Source organism: Aureibacillus halotolerans (assembly GCF_004363045.1).
In the GTDB taxonomy this organism is placed as follows: Bacteria; Bacillota; Bacilli; order Bacillales; family DSM-28697; genus Aureibacillus; species Aureibacillus halotolerans.
In genome coordinates, this window is sequence record NZ_SNYJ01000015.1 from 19,915 (window position 1) to 35,881 (window position 15,967).

Genomic DNA, 15,967 nt, shown 5'->3' on the forward strand with positions numbered 1-15,967 from the left:
GAATGATGAAATTCGCATATTTATGAGTCAATAGAATGGTTTTGCGGCAAAGTGGATACAAACCAATAAACAATATGTTACAATTCCATTACTATTGTCGAAATCGACCGACACTAGGCGAAAGTTATGAACGGACGTTCTGTCGGTATCAGTCGGAGGTATTCAATGTGTCCCAAAAAGATTGACGTGAAAGTACTGGATACTGTTGTAGACCGAATGGTCAAAACCGTACATAGTAGCAAAAATGAAGTGTTTCATATTGGAGAGCATTCACGTCAGGAGTTTGAGCAATTAAAAAAAGAAAGCCTTGAAACAAGACAAAAATTGAATGATATTATTGATGAAGGCGATCGCTTAGAGGCGCATACAAAGCTTGCTCGCATGCGTTTATCCGAAGTCAGTAAAAATTTCAAGCGCTTTTCAGAATCCGAAGTTCGTGAGGCCTACGAACGAGCTCACAATTTGCAAATGAATCTGACGATGAACCGACAGAAGGAACAACAGCTTAGAGAACGAAGAGATGATCTTGATCGCAGGATTATGAATCTTAGAAAAACCGTCGAACGAGCAGAAGCTCTCGGGAGTCAGATTACGGTCGTTCTTAATTATCTTACGGGCAGCTTTCAGCAAGTCGGTGAGATGATTGCCGATGCCAAGCAAAAACAAGATTTTGGTCTCAAAATTATTGAGGCACAGGAAGATGAGCGACGAAGGCTTTCAAGAGAAATTCATGATGGTCCAGCTCAAATGCTTGCCAATGTGATGATGCGTTCCGAATTGATTGATCGCATTGCTAAAGAGCGGAACACAGAGGAAGCGTTAAAAGAGGTTAGGGATTTGCGCCAGATGGTTCGATCTGCTTTGTATGAGGTTCGACGCATTATTTATGATCTTAGACCGATGGCTTTAGACGATCTCGGCTTAATACCGACATTAAAAAGGTATTTGGCCACGATTGAGGAATACAATAAACTGACGATTCACTTCCGGAATTTAGGGGAAGAACGTCGCATTTCATCGCGCTTGGAAGTCGCCTTGTTCCGTCTAGTACAGGAGGCGACACAAAATGCAGTCAAGCATGCGGAGGCGACAGAAATCAACGTCAAAATTGAAATCTCTCATCAACAATCCATGGTTGTCGTAAAAGACAATGGCAAAGGCTTTGATCCAGAAGAACGTAATGATAAGTCATTTGGATTGCTTGGTATGCGTGAGCGCGTGGACCTTCTAGAAGGCGAAATGACCATCCATTCGGCACTTGGAAAAGGAACGAACATCACCATTATGGTACCAACGAATGAAGCATCTGAGGAATAACAGATGCGTTTTATTCGATCATTGATTGCTAGAGGATAAAGGAGGGACGCATTGATGACGACGACAAGACTAGTCATTATTGATGATCACCAATTATTTCGTGAAGGCATTAAACGAATTCTCGATTTGGAGAGAACATTTGAAGTGGTGGCCGAAGGGGACGACGGAGATGAAGCGATTGATCTCGTCCAACGGTACAAGCCTGATGTCGTGATCATGGACATTAATATGCCGAGAGTCAATGGTGTGGAAGCAACGAAACGATTGGTTGAGACCTACCCTGGAACAAAGGTAATCATTCTGTCCATCCACGATGATGAGTCATACGTGACCCATGCACTAAAAACGGGGGCAACAGGCTATTTGTTAAAAGAAATGGATGCCGATACACTAATTGAAGCAGTCAAAATTGTTAGTGACGGTGGTTCCTACTTACATCCCAAGATCACACATAATCTTGTGAAAGAATATCGCAGGCTTGCTCAGCAACGTGTAGGTTCTTTTGGCGGAGATGACGGCGCAGAAATTCGCCGACCATTACATATTCTAACACGTCGCGAGTGTGAAGTTCTCCAGCTTCTAGCAGATGGAAAAAGCAATCGATCTGTTGGGGAAACGTTGTACATTTCTGAGAAAACCGTCAAAAACCACGTCAGTAATATCCTTCAGAAAATGAATGTGAATGATCGAACGCAAGCAGTTGTTGTCGCCATAAAAAATGGCTGGGTCGTCGTTCGATAAAAAAGAAAGTCTTGGTGAGATGACCACCGAGGCTTTTTCTTGTTGTTCTGGACTTTCGCACCTTACAATTTGGTAGAAAAACTTAGATATAATTGGATAAACCTGAAATTCATTGTTGGGGTTGCTTTTAATACAAGCTGACATACGCTCGCTTTCATCCTAAAGGGTACAAGTGCATCATTGACTCGATAAGACCTCGTCGATTTGCTACTCTTTTTTATTGCTAAGGCAATGGCTTTTAAAATTTTTTAAGGAAATTACTCATACATATCGCTTTTGAAATGAAGCTTCATTTCTTTTGGAGGTTTAAGGTAGTGGACATGGGTATCTTCACTTTACTAAACAAGGCTGATGTTTTTCTCTATTCGCTTTATCATGCGTTTGGTGTTTACTTCAAACGCAGTTAAGTATGTAAGTTGCGGAAACGCCCATGTACTCGTTTGGATGCATTACGAAGAATCGTAGCATCTCTGCGTTCTTGTGTTCCTTGATCGGCCTGCGCTTCATTATACGAGACCAATAAAAACAATATACGCAGAAACAAACATCAGCGGAGTCAAAATACGTAGACTCCAGCGGGAACAGCGCGAGCTGAAGATCCCGCAGGAAAGCAAGACTCCGAGGAAGCTGAAGCCGTGCCCGCGGAACGCGAAGTATTTTGACGAAGCGGTCGCGGTTTCATTGTTTCATTGTCCCCTAAAGTGCACAAGTGCAACATCGAATCGAAAGTACCTTGTTATAAGCAAAACGAGTGAATTTGCAAGACTTAATGAAATTTTTTGCTAGACGATGTACAATGTGAAAAAAGACCATACAACATGAATTCGCTTGAGTATGGAACAATGGACGGGTGATAGATTCGATGACAACAGCAATTCTTACAGACAGCACAGCGTATTTACCGAATACGCTTGTCGAAAAATACAACATTTACACAATCCCTCTAAATGTCCTCATCGATGGAGAAAGCTATCAAGAAGAAAAAGAATTAACCGCTGCACTTTTTTACGAGAAAGTAAAACAGTTAAAGGAACTCCCTAAAACCTCTCAGCCAGCAATTGGTGCATTCACCTCGTTGTTTGAAGAGCTTTCCAACGCCTATGATTCCGTCATCTGTATCCATTTGTCGAGTGGTATTTCAGGAACGTATCAGGCTGCCGTCACCGCTGGGCAACAAGTGGAGGGCATTCAAGTCTATCCAATTGATTCTGAAGTAAGCTGTATGCCACAAGGGTTTCTTGTCCTCGAAGCGGCAAAGCAGGCGTTGGAAGGAATCGCCCCGGAAGAAATCGTCTCGTCCATTACGGCACTAAAGAAAGAAACGAATGCGTATTTCTTAGTTGATGATTTACAGCACTTGCAAAAGGGTGGTCGTCTTAGTAGTGCACAAGCTTTTATGGGCAGTATGTTGCAAGTCAAGCCAATCCTTCATTTTGTCGATACGAAAATTGTACCGTACGAAAAAATTCGCACTCGAAAAAAGGCAGTTGATCGGATATTTCAGCTTATGCAAGAAGACATTAATGCGGATCAACCTCTAACGATTACGGTCATCCATGCCAATCGTCCGCAGGAGGCGAAAGACTATCAAGCTCAGTTAAAGAACATGTTTCCGAAAGCCACAGTGATGATAAGTTATTTTGGTGCCGTCATTGGCACACATTTAGGTGAGGGGGCTTTAGGCTTCGGCTGGTGCCCGATCATCGTAGAAGAAGAGTAAGATAAAGCCTTTTACCCAACCCCACTTTTCCACGCTATCCCCCTAAACTAAATAAGGAGTGACGTCATTGTCCTTTCATACGTGCCCTTCTCTTCAACTCCCCAAAGAATCCTCAAATCACACAGATGTTGTGGCAGGCAGACAATACCTTGCAACAGAGCTGTCTGCTTGGCCGAGTCTCCCTCAAAGCAGTACGATTGTAGATAGCGTAAAGGTGATTAATGAACATCCCGTTTGCCAGCGTTGCGGAAACGAAGATAACGAGCGTTTCGCAAGTCACATCTGTGCCTGCTGCCAACGACCAATCACTTACTGTCGAGCGTGTATTCAAATGGGGCGATGTGACACGTGCACCCCCTTGCTCCGCTGGTCAGCACGACAACCGGACAAAGAACGCCAGATTGTAGAATGTCGAATGACTTGGAGTGAATCCCTCTCACCTGCACAAGCCCATGCCAGTCAGCGCATTTGTGACACCATCTCCAGCAATAAAACGATTTGTGTGTGGGCAGTGTGTGGCTCTGGGAAAACAGAAATGCTATTTCATGGGATTCAACAGGCGTTACGTCTGCAGAAGCGTGTCTGCATCGCTACGCCACGATCTGATGTCGTTCGGGAGCTTGCTCCGAGGCTAAGAGCCGTGTTTCCTGATACACCTCTCGCTGCGCTTTATGCTGGCACAGAGGACCAAGCTGCGCAACACCCCCTCATTGTTTGTACGACCCACCAACTGCTCCGTTTTTATCATGCCTTTGACATCATGATCATTGATGAGATTGATGCCTTCCCTTTTTCATTTGATCAAAAGCTGCGGTACGCCGCAGAACATGCGGCTAAACTAGTCAGTTCGAAGATTTATTTAACAGCCACTCCTGACAAGGACATGAAAAAACAGCTGAAGGAAGGGCGGCTTGAGGCAGTGAAAATTCCAGCCCGCTATCACCGACATCCTCTCCCGCTTCCGACACCAGTATGGATGCTGCCAGCAGACAAGCAATTACGGGCAGGAAAGGTTCCTTTTCGCCTGAAATGGCATCTAAAACAATGGCTTCAGAAAAAAGTGCCTGTGTTTTTATTTGTGCCAACACGAGGCGATGTTCCTATGATGGTCAATGCTTTGCGCCAAGTCACGCCAAACGTCGCAGGTGTGCATTCCCAAGACCCTGAGCGTATCCCGAAAGTACAGCAGTTTCGTAGTGGGGAGTTAGACATATTAGTCACGACAACCATTTTAGAGCGTGGTGTCACAATACCGGGCGTAGCCGTCGTCGTGTTTAAAGCACATGAGGATGTATTTACAGAAAGTGCGCTTGTACAAATTAGCGGACGCGTAGGCAGAAGCGCTGACCGACCGAATGGAGACATTCTCTTTTTTCATGAGGGAACAACAAAAGAAATGGAGGCTGCAATCCTACACATCCATGAGATGAATCGGCTTGCTAAAGCAGAGGGGTTGATTGGATGAGGCAATGTGGATTCTGTGAAAAACGAGGCAACGCACTGCTTGATTGGAGCTGGTGGTGGAGTGCAACACCTTCCTTGCTTTGTGAGGACTGCCAGTCTTCTTTTGAAAAGGTGACTGCTGGCTGCATTCGTTGTGCGAAAGCGATCAATGAGGTTGGTGTGTGTTTGGAATGCCAAGATTGGGAACGACATTATCCGAACCTTTTAGAGAGAAATGTTTCATTATATCGTTACAATGCGTTTATGAAGTCGTATTTGTCTCAATGGAAATTTTCAGGGGATTATGTTCTAGGTCAATTGTTTGTATCTCAATGGAGGGACTTTTTTCATAGACAGTTCCCACAAGCCGAGGCAATCGCGCCTATCCCATTGACTGAAGAACGGAGGAAGCAAAGAAAATTTAATCAAGCATATCAACTTGCGGCGCTTTTGGAGGTACCTAAAATAATTGAAAGTGAACGATATAAAGAAGGGCAACAAAGTGCAAAAGGCCGAGTAGAGCGGCTAGATATGGACGATGGCTCATGGGTTAAGTTGCTCTCAGCGAACCTCCCGAAAAGCATTGTCATTATTGATGATGTCTATACGACCGGCGCCACCGTTCATCAATTTGCCAAAACTCTTCGAGGTGCAGGCGTTCTGGAGGTAGCAAGCTGCACACTCATCCGTGCATGAGCCGATGGTCCCTTTTTAAAAAACGAGAAGAGAAACGTTAAACTTCAATACAACATGGACGATATAATGATTAAGACTGGAGGGAGGTCCATGAACATTGACAATTGCCCAAGCTGTGGCGCACTATATTATAAAACGCTCACACAGGACGTATGTCGTTCATGTTTTCAATTAGAAGAAGAGCAATTCGATCGTGTTTATGCCTTTTTAAAACAAAAACAAAATCGATCTGCTAGCATGCAAGAGGTTGTTGAGCAGACGAGTGTGAAAGAAAGCCTACTTATAAAATATATAAAAAAGGGGCGCTTGAGGACATCGCAATTTCCCAATCTTGGGTACCCTTGTGCACGATGCAATACGATGATTAACCAGGATAAGCTCTGCAATTCATGTAGAGAAGACATTGCTAAGGATCTCGCTTCATTTGATATGCAACAAGCGCGTGAGGCAGAAAAGAACCGTCAGCCGACATACCATGTGCTGAGCAAGAAAAATGACAAACGTTAAGAGGTGACAAAGATGAAGGTCAATCCATATCAGGCGGCGCAAGCGTCCACCTATACAAAAAGGAGCGAAGGGACCTCCTCTGAAAAGCAAATACATCAACAGGAGGAGCCGAAGTCTGTGCACCGTGCGAAGGATACAATTGATATTTCGAATGAGGCAAAAACCATGCAAACACAGCGGAGTTATGATGATGAGCGTCAGACGAAGCTTGCGGATTTGAAGCAACAAATAGAAAAGGGTACGTACGAAGCCGATCTTTCGCTTACTGCCAAAAAAATGCTTGCATTCTGGACAGATAAATGATGATTTCATCGGTTCTAAAAGAGATGAATGAATTGCATTTGCAGTTGCTTGAGCTTGCGCAGCAAAAGCGAGTAGCTCTGTTAAACAATTCGATAACTGACTTGCAACGTATTACGGAACAAGAGGAACAGCTTGTGGGACACATCGCCAACCATTTTTCTGAGCTCTCTACGGGAGGGGTTGAAAAGGTGAACGAACTCATTGTTCCACTCGAGGAACCCGAACGAGGCCTTTCTAATGAAGCATTAAATGAACTACTAGGTTCCGTGGAGAAGCTAAAGCTGGTAAACAATGAAAATCAGCAGCTTGTGCAACAGTCCCTTTATTTTGTTCAACGCACATTAGATATTGCGGTACCTACGGGCAATGACTACAATTATGCACCAAATCAGCCTGCGTCTTCCTCTCAAGGGGCGTATCGTACGTTTGACTCGAAGGCTTAAGGAGGAACGGAAATGACATCCACGTTTCACGGACTGGAAACAGCGCTACGTGCCATTCATTCGCAACAAAGAGCGCTGCAAACGCTGAGCCACAATGTGGCAAATGCCAATACACCAGGGTATACACGACAACGAGTGAATTTCGAGGCGAGCAATGGCTTTCCGGCAGTTGGTCGAAATCAGCCACAAATTCCTGGTCATCTTGGGTCAGGTGTTGAGGTGGGAGACATCCAGCGTATTCGGAACGAATTTTTCGATTACCGTTTCCGCACTGAGCAAACAAAAGCGTCCTATTGGGGAAATCGTTTTGATTCGATTAGTCGTCTAGAAGGTTTGATGAACGTACAGTCAGACAATGGATTGCCTACCGCTTTTAATGAATTCTTCAACTCCTTGCAAACCCTCGCAAAGGATGCAAGTGACCTTGGCGCACGTAGCGTAGTGCGACAAAATGGGATGGCGTTAGCCAACACGTTCAATTACTTGCATGAAAACATTACAGAGTTTCAAAGACAAGCGAAGAATGAAATCAGTCAGTCGGCTGATGAAATTAATTCAATGCTCGAGAGGATCAACGGCATCAATAAACAAATTGGTGAAGTAGAACCTCATGGCTATGTACCGAATGACCTTTATGATAAGCGTGATATGCTCGTCGATGCACTTTCTTCATTAGTGAATATAAAAACAACAGAAATTCGTCCTGGTGGCAACGCTTCAAGCGTCGCAGAAGGGAAAATTTCGATCGAGATTGTCAAGGAAAGCGGCGCCTCTTATGACCCGCCGATACAGCTTTTAAATGGAAAATCGAATGAGTTTAATGAATTTAGTGTCACCTTTGATGGCGAGAATGGTCCAGTCAACGGCTTTGCTATCGGGGACACTACATTCTCGTTTAATGATGCGGCGGTTGACCTACCTGCTGGCACATTGAAAGCGAAGGTTGAGGCCTACGGATATACAAAGCAAGGGCAAGAGGCGGGGATTTATCCTGACATGATGAAAGAGCTGGACAAGCTGGCTTATACATTTGCAAAGGCGTTTAACACGCAGCATTCGGAAGGGATCTCCCTGGTTGAAATGGATTCGGACGAAGAAGATATCATCAATTTCTTTGTCGGTGAAGGGTTTACTTTCGCAGAGGATGAAAGCTTTGAAGGCTTTGCAGGCAAGATGCGCGTTTCACAAGAAATTATGGACAATGCTGACCTAATTGCGGCAGCGTCCAATGAGTTTTCAGGGGACGGCGGCAATGCCCAAGCCTTAGCAGATTTAATGAAATCTGAGCTGGATTTTGGCGATGGCAGTGAATTTACGTTTACAGACTACTACGAAAAAATCATTGGTACGATGGGCGTAACGGCAGCTGAAGCAGAAACCTTACGTGACAATTCACAGCTAGCCTTGCTTCAAGTTGATCTAAATCGCCAGGCTGTGAGTGGTGTGTCACTTGACGAAGAAATGACGAACATGGTCAAGTTCCAGCATGCATACAATGCTGCGGCACGCACAATGACGGCAGTCGATGAGATGCTTGACCGCATTATTAACGGTATGGGCCGCGTGGGAAGGTAGGGAGAGCTAAATGAGAGTGACACAATCAATGCTAGCTGGGAGCATGTTAAGAAACATCAATAACAGCTTTACACAGCTTGCTGAGCTACAAAACCAGCTATACACCGGCAAAAAGATTAGTCGTGCCTCCCAGAATCCTGTCGTTGCAATGAGGGGCATCACCTATCGTGAAAGTTTGTCAGATATCGAGCAATTCCAAAGCAATATTACACATGCTCAAAGCTGGTTGGACAATACGGATTCCAGCTTAAATCATGCCACGAAAGCCTTAAGTCGAATAAGAGACCTTGTCGTCCAAGCTAAAAACGGTACGATGACGCCTGAAGATCAGGAAAAGGTCGAGAAAGAAATCGAGCAGTTGCATCAGAATCTAATTGAGGTCGGCAATACGACGTTTGCAGGGCGATACATTTTTAACGGAACGGATACGGAAAATCCACCAATTGTCAAAGATGACGAAGGTAATTTTCAGTACGCGACAGGGCAAGCGCCATATTTGATTGAAGTTTCAAGTGGCGTCAAAATCGATGTTGCCACAAAAGCGGAGGACGTGTTCACGGGGGATTTATTTGCAATGGTTTCGAACGTCCGAGATGCCTTGAAGAATGTAGACGATGCTGATCTCGATGGGGTTCTAAACGACATTGATGATCATCTCGAAACAGTTATTTCCGCGCGAGCTGAAGTTGGAGCAAAAACGAATCGCATTGAGCTTGTAGGCGAGCGAATGAATTCCCAGCAACTTTTCGCAAAGACCGTCCTTTCGGAAAATGAGGATGTTGATATTGAAAAAGTCATCACTGAGCTGAAAACACAGGAAACGGTCCATCGTGCAGCGCTTGCCGTTGGGGCCCGTGTGATTCAGCCGAGCTTAATTGACTTTTTAAGATAGGTTTATGCTGCGCCCTCGTTTAAACGCTATTGACGTTTAAAAGTGGGCGTGTTTCGTATATGGAAAGGGGGACATGATGATGGAGATGCCACGACTGGCCATGCAGTCAACGCGAGCTGAGATCGGCATTCAAACGTCGGATGCAAAATTGTCGACGCGCCAACCTTCTGCGGACATGACAATACGTCAGCCAAAAGCCATCATGCGAATAGCGTCGGAGCCTGCAAGACTAACTATTGACCAAACGGCGGCATGGGAAAGCATGGGCTTGCTGTCTGCTAGGCGTTCTATTGAAAAAGCCGCATCTCAGGGGCTCCAGGCGGCTAAAGCTTTCGTTGGCAAAACCGCCTCTCAAGGGGATGCACTCATGAGAATTGAAAACAAAGGTGATGTCATAAGCAGACAAGCAGCGGCTTCACGGTTTATGCCAGAGTATGCCTTTACTATTGGTTGGATTCCTGCCCCTTTTAGTGTAAAGATTTCAGCTACCCGAGGGAGTTTAACCGTCGATGTGACCCCTCAAAAGCCTGTCATTAATGTAACACCAAGACCTCCGGAGAGCATTTATACCCCTGGAAAGGTTGAGATTTATGTGAAAAAAGAACCATCCTTGTCGATTTCTGTGGTACGCTAATCGTAAACGCAGAACAGAACGAAGGAGGCGCTTTTTTGCATATCGAAACAAAATACCACGGAGCAATTTCTGTTCCTGAAGCGGACCACAAACGATTCCCTAATGGCCTTCCAGGCTTTGAAACGGAAAAAATGTTTGTTCTTTTGCCATTCGCAGACAACACACCGTACTATATTTTACAGTCCGTCAAAACCCCTGAGCTGGCTTTTGTTTTAGTGAATCCATTTTTGTTTTTTGAAACCTACCAGTTTACGCTCGATGATCATACGAAGCAAGCCATGGATGTAAAAGCACGCGAGGAACTAGCGGTCTACACTGTGGTCACGTTAAAAGAGCCTTTTGAAGAAACGACGGTGAATTTAAAAGCCCCGATTGTAATTAACCAACGTACGGGAAAAGCAAGGCAGATGATACTTGAGGATCAGGTGTATACGACGCGCCAACTTCTGGTAGAACGGAATGAGGAGGCGTCAGAATGCTCGTCTTAACAAGAAAGCTGCATGAAGCAATCCAAATTGGTGACTCTATCGAGATTAAGATTGTCGCCATCGACGGCGATCAAATTAAGCTCGGGATTTCAGCACCAAGGGATGTTGAGATTCTGAGGCAGGAAATTTACGAGCATATTTTAGAGGAAAATACAGCGGCGGCAAATGTACCTGCACACTTGCTGGAGGCATTAAAACATAAAGCGTGATGATACCGATTCAGCAAATGAAATGACAGCAAAACAACCAAAGCGGCGGATCCTTCCAACCGCTTTTTTAAATGTCGAGACATGTTGAAGCCGATACTTATACAGCTTTATTATAGAAAAAAGTGACTATCGACCTGTGAAAACTACTCGGTTCTTGCCGATAGAAAGAATAGAGAGTTTTGTCAGAAAGGATGTGCTTGGATGGCGCATATTCAACAATTGTCGGTACTTGGGCAAACACCTGCAAATGAGAGTCGATCGAAAAAAACGATGACGGTCACTGTATTGGAAACCAAATCGGCGACTGAAGGCAAGGTGCGTTATGAAGGAAAAGACTACAACGTCGTTCTTCGTGAAGGGACGCTGGCAAAGGGAAAGGCTGTGCTTGTTGTTCATGGCACCGTTCAAGGCAAGCTTGATGCAAGTGTTGTGGAGACGGAAGAGAAGCCAACGGATAAAAGCCAATCGACAGCAAAACCGGGAAGTCCAGAGCTAGCGAAAGCAGAATCATGGCTAGGGGGCCGGGCGTTAACTCGATCTGAACGAGCCGTATTGGAACAGTATATTCAAAAACATCCAGGGTCTTTTTCTGAACTAAAAGACGTATTGCAGGCATTAGGAAGGAAAAACCTCCCTGTTACAGAAACAACGATTCAAGCTGTAGCTCAAGCGCTATCACCGACTTCGTTGAAATCATCTTCTGTGTCAACTGCGCTCTCACTATCGGACCGGACAGCACAGTGGCTTGCTTCGCAATCGATCGACGATTTGTCCACGCTTGAGAACGTCGTACAGAAGATCCAAAAGCTTCTCCTTCAAGGCAAAGAGGTCGAAGCGAAGGCATTGCTTGAAGCGGTCCTTCAAAAAAGCTCAGCAAGTGAGCAGGTGAAACAGGCCGTTCTTTCGCAGCTGTCTACTTTGGACAAGCTTATGCCCTCTGTAAGTGCACAAGGAGTGGATGTAGAACAAGTGGCAGAGACGCCGCTTTTGAAGCAAGCACTCCAGAACACGATGAAACAAGCCGATGTGTCGACGATACTCCAGCAATGGGAGACATTGCGTCAAGGGCAAAATGAGCAGACCGCATTAAGAATGACCGAAGCCATGCACGAAGCTAAAGCAGCAATGGCAGGAGGGCGTGAGCTTGCGGCGAGAAGAACGCTAGAAACCGCCATTCAACAGCTCCAGTCAATGACACCGTCCCCTGCTAGTGGCATGACGTATGCTCAAGACATGGTGACAAAAGTGACGGATCCGCTTCAACTATCGCCTCAAATCAAAACGGTGCTTGTGACCCGCGTCACACAGCAAATGGCAGAAGCAAAGGATACGTTGACAAACGATAGACGATTCATGCTTCGCCAGCTTGATGCTTTTCAGTCACAAGCTCGACCAACTGTGCAGCAGAGTGATGCATTGCTTGAGACGACGATACGTAGACTCGACCAGGTGTTGCTTAAAAGTGATGCAATGCTGTATGCGGATATGAAAACAGAAAAACAGCTGCTTCAAGCAAGCAGTCAGTTAGCGGAGGCACGCAAAGCATTGCAGCAAGGCAACTGGCAGCAAGCAAAGCAAACCGTTAATCAAGTACAAACGGTGTTGGAGCGGGTCCAATTTCATCCTTCAGAACAGAAGGTGCAGCGGATCGTAAATGGAGAGGCAAAACCGTATGTAGAGCCTTTCCCAAAAGCCATCCAACCGTCCGTTTCTGCCACATCTGCCAAGCAGCTCTTTGAGCATTTCAAAAGCATGGGCTATTCCCATGAGGCAGATTTATCGAGAGCGTTGTTGAGAAATGATGCGCAGGCTATAGAACAATCTCAGAGAACGACCAAGTCGATTATGCAGCAGCTTTTGCTGAAGGATGCCGATGCAGGGATGAAGCATAACGTCGAACAGCAGCTTTTGCAGCTAACCGGGCAGCAATTGCTAAACAAGCCTGATCCAGGAGCGCTGCAGCATCTGTTTTTCAGCCTGCCACTGCTTTTAGGCAAAGATGCGAATCAGCTTCAAGTCATGGTCAAGGGCAGAAACCAGGGAGAGCGCATTGACTGGGAGAATTGCAATTTGACCTTTTTGATGGAAACGAAAAAACTTGGCGATCTAGGCATCCATCTAATTGCAAAAAACCGTCAGCTCACTGTCGCCATTCATAATGATACAAAAGGTCTTGAAGAAACGCTGCGTCCATTTGTGGAAACGACCTCAACACGTTTAGCAGATATCGGATACAACGTGCAGTCCATTCGGTTTGAAAAGATGTTCTCAACTACGACGACCGAACAACAGCAGTCTGAGTCAAGCGTAGACCAACCAGAAAAAGAGACGACTTCGTCAAAAGGATTTGATTTTTCCGTATGACCTATTCTTATACTGACCTGAAAAAACGCGGCCCATCTGCAGCAGTATTAAAGTACGATGCACAATCAACGATGGGGCCTGAGGTTGTTGCCCAAGGGCACGGCCGAGTGGCAAAAGAACTTATTCGTCTGGCCAAAGACAATAATGTGCATATGGAAGAGAATGCGGGCTTGTTAGCAGAACTTCTTTCCATTGATTTGGGAGAACAAGTACCACCACAGCTTTATCAAGTCATTGCAGAGGTATTGCTTCTCATTGAAGAAATGGAAAAAAATCATTCATAGTCTGCTAGAAGAAGCCGATATACACCATAAGGAGAGATTCGGTTATGCTGAACGAGGATGTCATATACAAAAAAACACCTCAACAACTTACCGCATTGCTTTATGAAGCTGCTTCAGATCATTTAGCAACGGCAAAGGCAGCGATAGAGAATAAGGAATTTGCTTCCGCAAATCGTTCGTTGTCGACATGCACCGCTATATTTCGAAAGCTCTCCACAGGCATTGATTATCAAGGTGGCGTTATCGCCGAGCAGTTGGCTGCATTGTACAGTTATTTAATCGATTGCTCTGTCGAAGCGAACCTTTACAAAAATAGAGAACAGGTAGTTCTTATGATCTCCATAGTCAACGATATTCGTGAGGCGTGGCAGGAAGCAATCCTGAAAACGCCCGTTCCAGCTGAACCGTTAGGTCGGCAACGCCAGCAGTCTTATGAAGCACACGTCCGAACAGAGCCATACAAATAGGAGGCGCAAAAATGAGAATAAATCACAATATCCAAGCGTTGAATGCGTATCGTAATCTTGCTCACAATCAAAACCTGACGAGCCAAAGTCTTGAAAAATTGTCTTCTGGGCTGCGAATCAATAAGGCGGCGGACGATGCTGCGGGTTTAGCAATCTCGGAAAAAATGAGAAGTCAGATTCGAGGCCTTGAAGTAGCTGAACGCAATGCACTTGACGGGGTGTCGCTTATTCAAACGGCGGAAGGTGCAATGGCTGAAATGCATGCCATGGTGCAACGAATGAGAGAGCTGGCTGTTCAAGCGGCCAACGGCTCGAACACGAAGGCAGACCGAGAAGAGCTACAAAAGGAAATCAATCAACTCACCTCAGAGGTCAATAAAATTTCAGAGTACACCGAGTTTAACGGCATGAAGTTGTTGGACGGTTCGTTTTCTGGTGATGAGATAACTGATGGAGATGAAGATACCCCACCAACGTATAAAGATGTTCTCGTCTTTCAAGTCGGCGCCAATGAAGGGCAAACAGCTGAAGTCGCTTTGGCTGGCATGTCAGCCTTTGACCTTGGTTTGACAGCAAAAGCAGACGGCGAGACAAGAACATTGACCTTTGGGGACAAAACGGTCACCGTGACGTACGCATCATCAAGCGACATTGAGCCTGCCAAAGGAACGGACATGGAGTTTGGCTTGGACGTCTCGACGGTTGAAGGGGCATCAGTCGCCATCGAAGTGTTTGATTATGCAATTGCGGAAATATCGACACAGCGTGCTTCACTTGGAGCTGTGCAAAATCGGTTAGAGCATACGATTAACAATGTGAAAATTACGCGTGAAAACTTGACCGCGTCAGAGTCAAGAATTCGTGATGTTGATATGGCTTTGGAAATGACACAATTCACAAAGTCGAATATTTTAAATCAGTCTGCACAGGCCATGTTGGCACAGGCGAACCAGTTGCCGCAAGGTGTGCTTCAGTTGTTGCAATAACTACTAAGGCTAAGAGAACGATAGGAGGGTATCAATGGTAGATGTCCGTCGGATTCAAAGCACTGAGCTCCATCCTACGAAGGCAAAGCCCGCTTCTCCACAAGCCTCTGTTTCTTTTCAAGAGATTATGGCGAAGGGCAGAGTTGAAAAAACGCATGAGAAGCTTACGGGATTGATGAAGGATATTGAAGCTCAAGGCAAGGCATTAGCTGATACAAGAAGCGTTGAAGAGCTAAGAAAATACAAAGCACTCATTAAAGATTTTATGCGTGATGCCGTTGATGTTGGACTTCAGCTCCAAGAACATAGAGGGTTTACACGACAGGGTCGCACAAAGGTTTTTAAGATCGTTGAAACGGTAGATGCGAAGCTGGCCGAGCTGACAGCATCCGTTTTGGAAAAGGAAGCGTCCGGTCTAAAGATTTTAGAGCAGGTTGGCGAAATTAAAGGCATGTTGATGAATTTGTATACGTAATGCATTGAATATAGTGGGCAATCAGCGCATTGCTGGACAGCGCTCCTTTCCCCATTTCACGTGAGGGTAGGTTTTTATGTATGGATATCCATTCAATTCCACCAGTGTCAGTGCGCGGGAATGACTTCTCGCTTCAACAGCAATTTTCCGATGCCACAACGACGATGCAAGGCCAACGAGACATACTCCCATCTACAGAACAAGCAAAAGCCGTTGTGGACAGTTTAAATGAATTAATGAAACCGTTGCACACCCATGTTCAATTTAAAATGCATGACAAACTAAATGAATATTATATTACGCTGATTGATACTGCCACTGAAGAAGTGGTGAAGGAAATTCCGCCTAAAAAATTGCTTGATGCTTATTATGCAATGCTCGTTAGGTTTGGTGTGTTAGTCGATGAAAAAGTCTAGAAGGGAC

Annotated in this window: 19 protein-coding genes; all 19 read left to right on the forward strand. The window is 45.2% G+C overall.

What is annotated here, in order from left to right:
• Positions 1-165 precede the first annotated feature (165 nt).
• The 19 genes from EV213_RS15255 to flaG all read left to right on the forward strand — a co-directional run bounded on the left by EV213_RS15255 (position 166) and on the right by flaG (position 15,960).
• Complete coding sequence (locus tag EV213_RS15255) at positions 166-1,317, forward strand: sensor histidine kinase (RefSeq protein WP_133581428.1); 1,152 nt, start codon at positions 166-168, stop codon at positions 1,315-1,317.
• A gap of 54 nt (positions 1,318-1,371) precedes the next feature.
• On the forward strand, positions 1,372-2,058 hold the full coding sequence (locus EV213_RS15260) for a response regulator transcription factor (protein WP_133581429.1): 687 nt from the start codon (positions 1,372-1,374) through the stop codon (positions 2,056-2,058).
• Between the two features lie 862 nt (positions 2,059-2,920).
• Complete coding sequence (locus EV213_RS15265; RefSeq protein ID WP_133581430.1) at positions 2,921-3,778, forward strand: DegV family protein; 858 nt, start codon at positions 2,921-2,923, stop codon at positions 3,776-3,778.
• Positions 3,779-3,845: 67 nt separating this feature from the next.
• Positions 3,846-5,243 carry an ATP-dependent helicase ComFA gene (locus EV213_RS15270; RefSeq protein WP_243740202.1) on the forward strand — a complete coding sequence of 466 codons (1,398 nt, stop codon included), beginning with the start codon at positions 3,846-3,848 and terminating at the stop codon, positions 5,241-5,243.
• Positions 5,240-5,917, forward strand: a complete 678-nt coding sequence (locus EV213_RS15275) for a ComF family protein (RefSeq protein ID WP_133581431.1) — start codon at positions 5,240-5,242, stop codon at positions 5,915-5,917. The genes EV213_RS15270 and EV213_RS15275 overlap by 4 nt, the downstream gene beginning before the upstream one ends.
• 90 nt (positions 5,918-6,007) lie before the next feature.
• Positions 6,008-6,424: a TIGR03826 family flagellar region protein gene (locus EV213_RS15280; RefSeq protein ID WP_133581432.1), complete on the forward strand. Its 417-nt coding sequence runs from the start codon at positions 6,008-6,010 to the stop codon at positions 6,422-6,424.
• Positions 6,425-6,436: 12 nt separating this feature from the next.
• Positions 6,437-6,727, forward strand: a complete 291-nt coding sequence (gene flgM / locus EV213_RS15285; protein ID WP_133581433.1) for a flagellar biosynthesis anti-sigma factor FlgM — start codon at positions 6,437-6,439, stop codon at positions 6,725-6,727.
• The gene (locus tag EV213_RS15290) at positions 6,724-7,170 is read left to right on the forward strand and encodes a flagellar protein FlgN (protein ID WP_133581434.1); all 447 of its coding nucleotides are present in this window, start codon (positions 6,724-6,726) and stop codon (positions 7,168-7,170) included. The genes flgM and EV213_RS15290 overlap by 4 nt, the downstream gene beginning before the upstream one ends.
• A 12-nt stretch (positions 7,171-7,182) precedes the next feature.
• Complete coding sequence (gene flgK / locus EV213_RS15295) at positions 7,183-8,745, forward strand: flagellar hook-associated protein FlgK (RefSeq protein WP_133581435.1); 1,563 nt, start codon at positions 7,183-7,185, stop codon at positions 8,743-8,745.
• A 10-nt stretch (positions 8,746-8,755) separates the two neighbouring features.
• Entirely contained in the window at positions 8,756-9,637 is an 882-nt protein-coding gene (gene flgL, locus EV213_RS15300) for a flagellar hook-associated protein FlgL (RefSeq protein ID WP_133581436.1), read from the forward strand.
• A 73-nt stretch (positions 9,638-9,710) separates the two neighbouring features.
• Positions 9,711-10,271 (forward strand): DUF6470 family protein, encoded by a 561-nt coding sequence (locus EV213_RS15305; RefSeq protein ID WP_208112771.1) that lies wholly within the window; start codon positions 9,711-9,713, stop codon positions 10,269-10,271.
• A 35-nt stretch (positions 10,272-10,306) separates the two neighbouring features.
• The gene (gene fliW / locus EV213_RS15310; RefSeq protein WP_133581438.1) at positions 10,307-10,759 is read left to right on the forward strand and encodes a flagellar assembly protein FliW; all 453 of its coding nucleotides are present in this window, start codon (positions 10,307-10,309) and stop codon (positions 10,757-10,759) included.
• Positions 10,747-10,968: a carbon storage regulator CsrA gene (gene csrA, locus EV213_RS15315; RefSeq protein WP_133581439.1), complete on the forward strand. Its 222-nt coding sequence runs from the start codon at positions 10,747-10,749 to the stop codon at positions 10,966-10,968. Before fliW ends, csrA begins: the two co-directional genes overlap by 13 nt.
• Positions 10,969-11,169: 201 nt before the next feature.
• The gene (locus EV213_RS15320; protein WP_133581440.1) at positions 11,170-13,332 is read left to right on the forward strand and encodes an NfeD family protein; all 2,163 of its coding nucleotides are present in this window, start codon (positions 11,170-11,172) and stop codon (positions 13,330-13,332) included.
• Positions 13,329-13,616 (forward strand): EscU/YscU/HrcU family type III secretion system export apparatus switch protein, encoded by a 288-nt coding sequence (locus EV213_RS15325; protein WP_133581441.1) that lies wholly within the window; start codon positions 13,329-13,331, stop codon positions 13,614-13,616. The genes EV213_RS15320 and EV213_RS15325 overlap by 4 nt, the downstream gene beginning before the upstream one ends.
• Before the next feature lie 44 nt (positions 13,617-13,660).
• A complete protein-coding gene (fliS, locus tag EV213_RS15330; protein WP_133581442.1) occupies positions 13,661-14,083 on the forward strand; it encodes a flagellar export chaperone FliS in 423 nt (140 codons plus the stop codon).
• An 11-nt stretch (positions 14,084-14,094) separates the two neighbouring features.
• Positions 14,095-15,069 carry a flagellin Hag gene (hag, locus tag EV213_RS15335; protein WP_133581443.1) on the forward strand — a complete coding sequence of 325 codons (975 nt, stop codon included), beginning with the start codon at positions 14,095-14,097 and terminating at the stop codon, positions 15,067-15,069.
• A 34-nt stretch (positions 15,070-15,103) separates the two neighbouring features.
• The gene (locus EV213_RS15340; RefSeq protein WP_133581444.1) at positions 15,104-15,544 is read left to right on the forward strand and encodes a YaaR family protein; all 441 of its coding nucleotides are present in this window, start codon (positions 15,104-15,106) and stop codon (positions 15,542-15,544) included.
• 80 nt (positions 15,545-15,624) lie between these two features.
• The gene (gene flaG / locus EV213_RS15345) at positions 15,625-15,960 is read left to right on the forward strand and encodes a flagellar protein FlaG (protein ID WP_133581445.1); all 336 of its coding nucleotides are present in this window, start codon (positions 15,625-15,627) and stop codon (positions 15,958-15,960) included.
• Positions 15,961-15,967: the final 7 nt, after the last annotated feature.

Bases quoted from the DNA above. Each gene is read 5' to 3' on its own strand.
- flgM (WP_133581433.1), top strand. From the start codon at position 6,437: ATGAAGGTCAATCCATATCAGGCGGCGCAAGCGTCCACCTATACAAAA.
- EV213_RS15290 (WP_133581434.1), top strand. From the start codon at position 6,724: ATGATGATTTCATCGGTTCTAAAAGAGATGAATGAATTGCATTTGCAG.
- flgK (WP_133581435.1), top strand. From the start codon at position 7,183: ATGACATCCACGTTTCACGGACTGGAAACAGCGCTACGTGCCATTCAT.
- EV213_RS15280 (WP_133581432.1), top strand. From the start codon at position 6,008: ATGAACATTGACAATTGCCCAAGCTGTGGCGCACTATATTATAAAACG.
- EV213_RS15320 (WP_133581440.1), top strand. From the start codon at position 11,170: ATGGCGCATATTCAACAATTGTCGGTACTTGGGCAAACACCTGCAAAT.
- EV213_RS15340 (WP_133581444.1), top strand. From the start codon at position 15,104: ATGGTAGATGTCCGTCGGATTCAAAGCACTGAGCTCCATCCTACGAAG.
- EV213_RS15305 (WP_208112771.1), top strand. From the start codon at position 9,711: ATGATGATGGAGATGCCACGACTGGCCATGCAGTCAACGCGAGCTGAG.
- EV213_RS15255 (WP_133581428.1), top strand. From the start codon at position 166: ATGTGTCCCAAAAAGATTGACGTGAAAGTACTGGATACTGTTGTAGAC.
- fliS (WP_133581442.1), top strand. From the start codon at position 13,661: ATGCTGAACGAGGATGTCATATACAAAAAAACACCTCAACAACTTACC.
- flgL (WP_133581436.1), top strand. From the start codon at position 8,756: ATGAGAGTGACACAATCAATGCTAGCTGGGAGCATGTTAAGAAACATC.
- EV213_RS15260 (WP_133581429.1), top strand. From the start codon at position 1,372: ATGACGACGACAAGACTAGTCATTATTGATGATCACCAATTATTTCGT.
- hag (WP_133581443.1), top strand. From the start codon at position 14,095: ATGAGAATAAATCACAATATCCAAGCGTTGAATGCGTATCGTAATCTT.
- EV213_RS15275 (WP_133581431.1), top strand. From the start codon at position 5,240: ATGAGGCAATGTGGATTCTGTGAAAAACGAGGCAACGCACTGCTTGAT.
- flaG (WP_133581445.1), top strand. From the start codon at position 15,625: ATGGATATCCATTCAATTCCACCAGTGTCAGTGCGCGGGAATGACTTC.
- csrA (WP_133581439.1), top strand. From the start codon at position 10,747: ATGCTCGTCTTAACAAGAAAGCTGCATGAAGCAATCCAAATTGGTGAC.
- EV213_RS15265 (WP_133581430.1), top strand. From the start codon at position 2,921: ATGACAACAGCAATTCTTACAGACAGCACAGCGTATTTACCGAATACG.
- EV213_RS15325 (WP_133581441.1), top strand. From the start codon at position 13,329: ATGACCTATTCTTATACTGACCTGAAAAAACGCGGCCCATCTGCAGCA.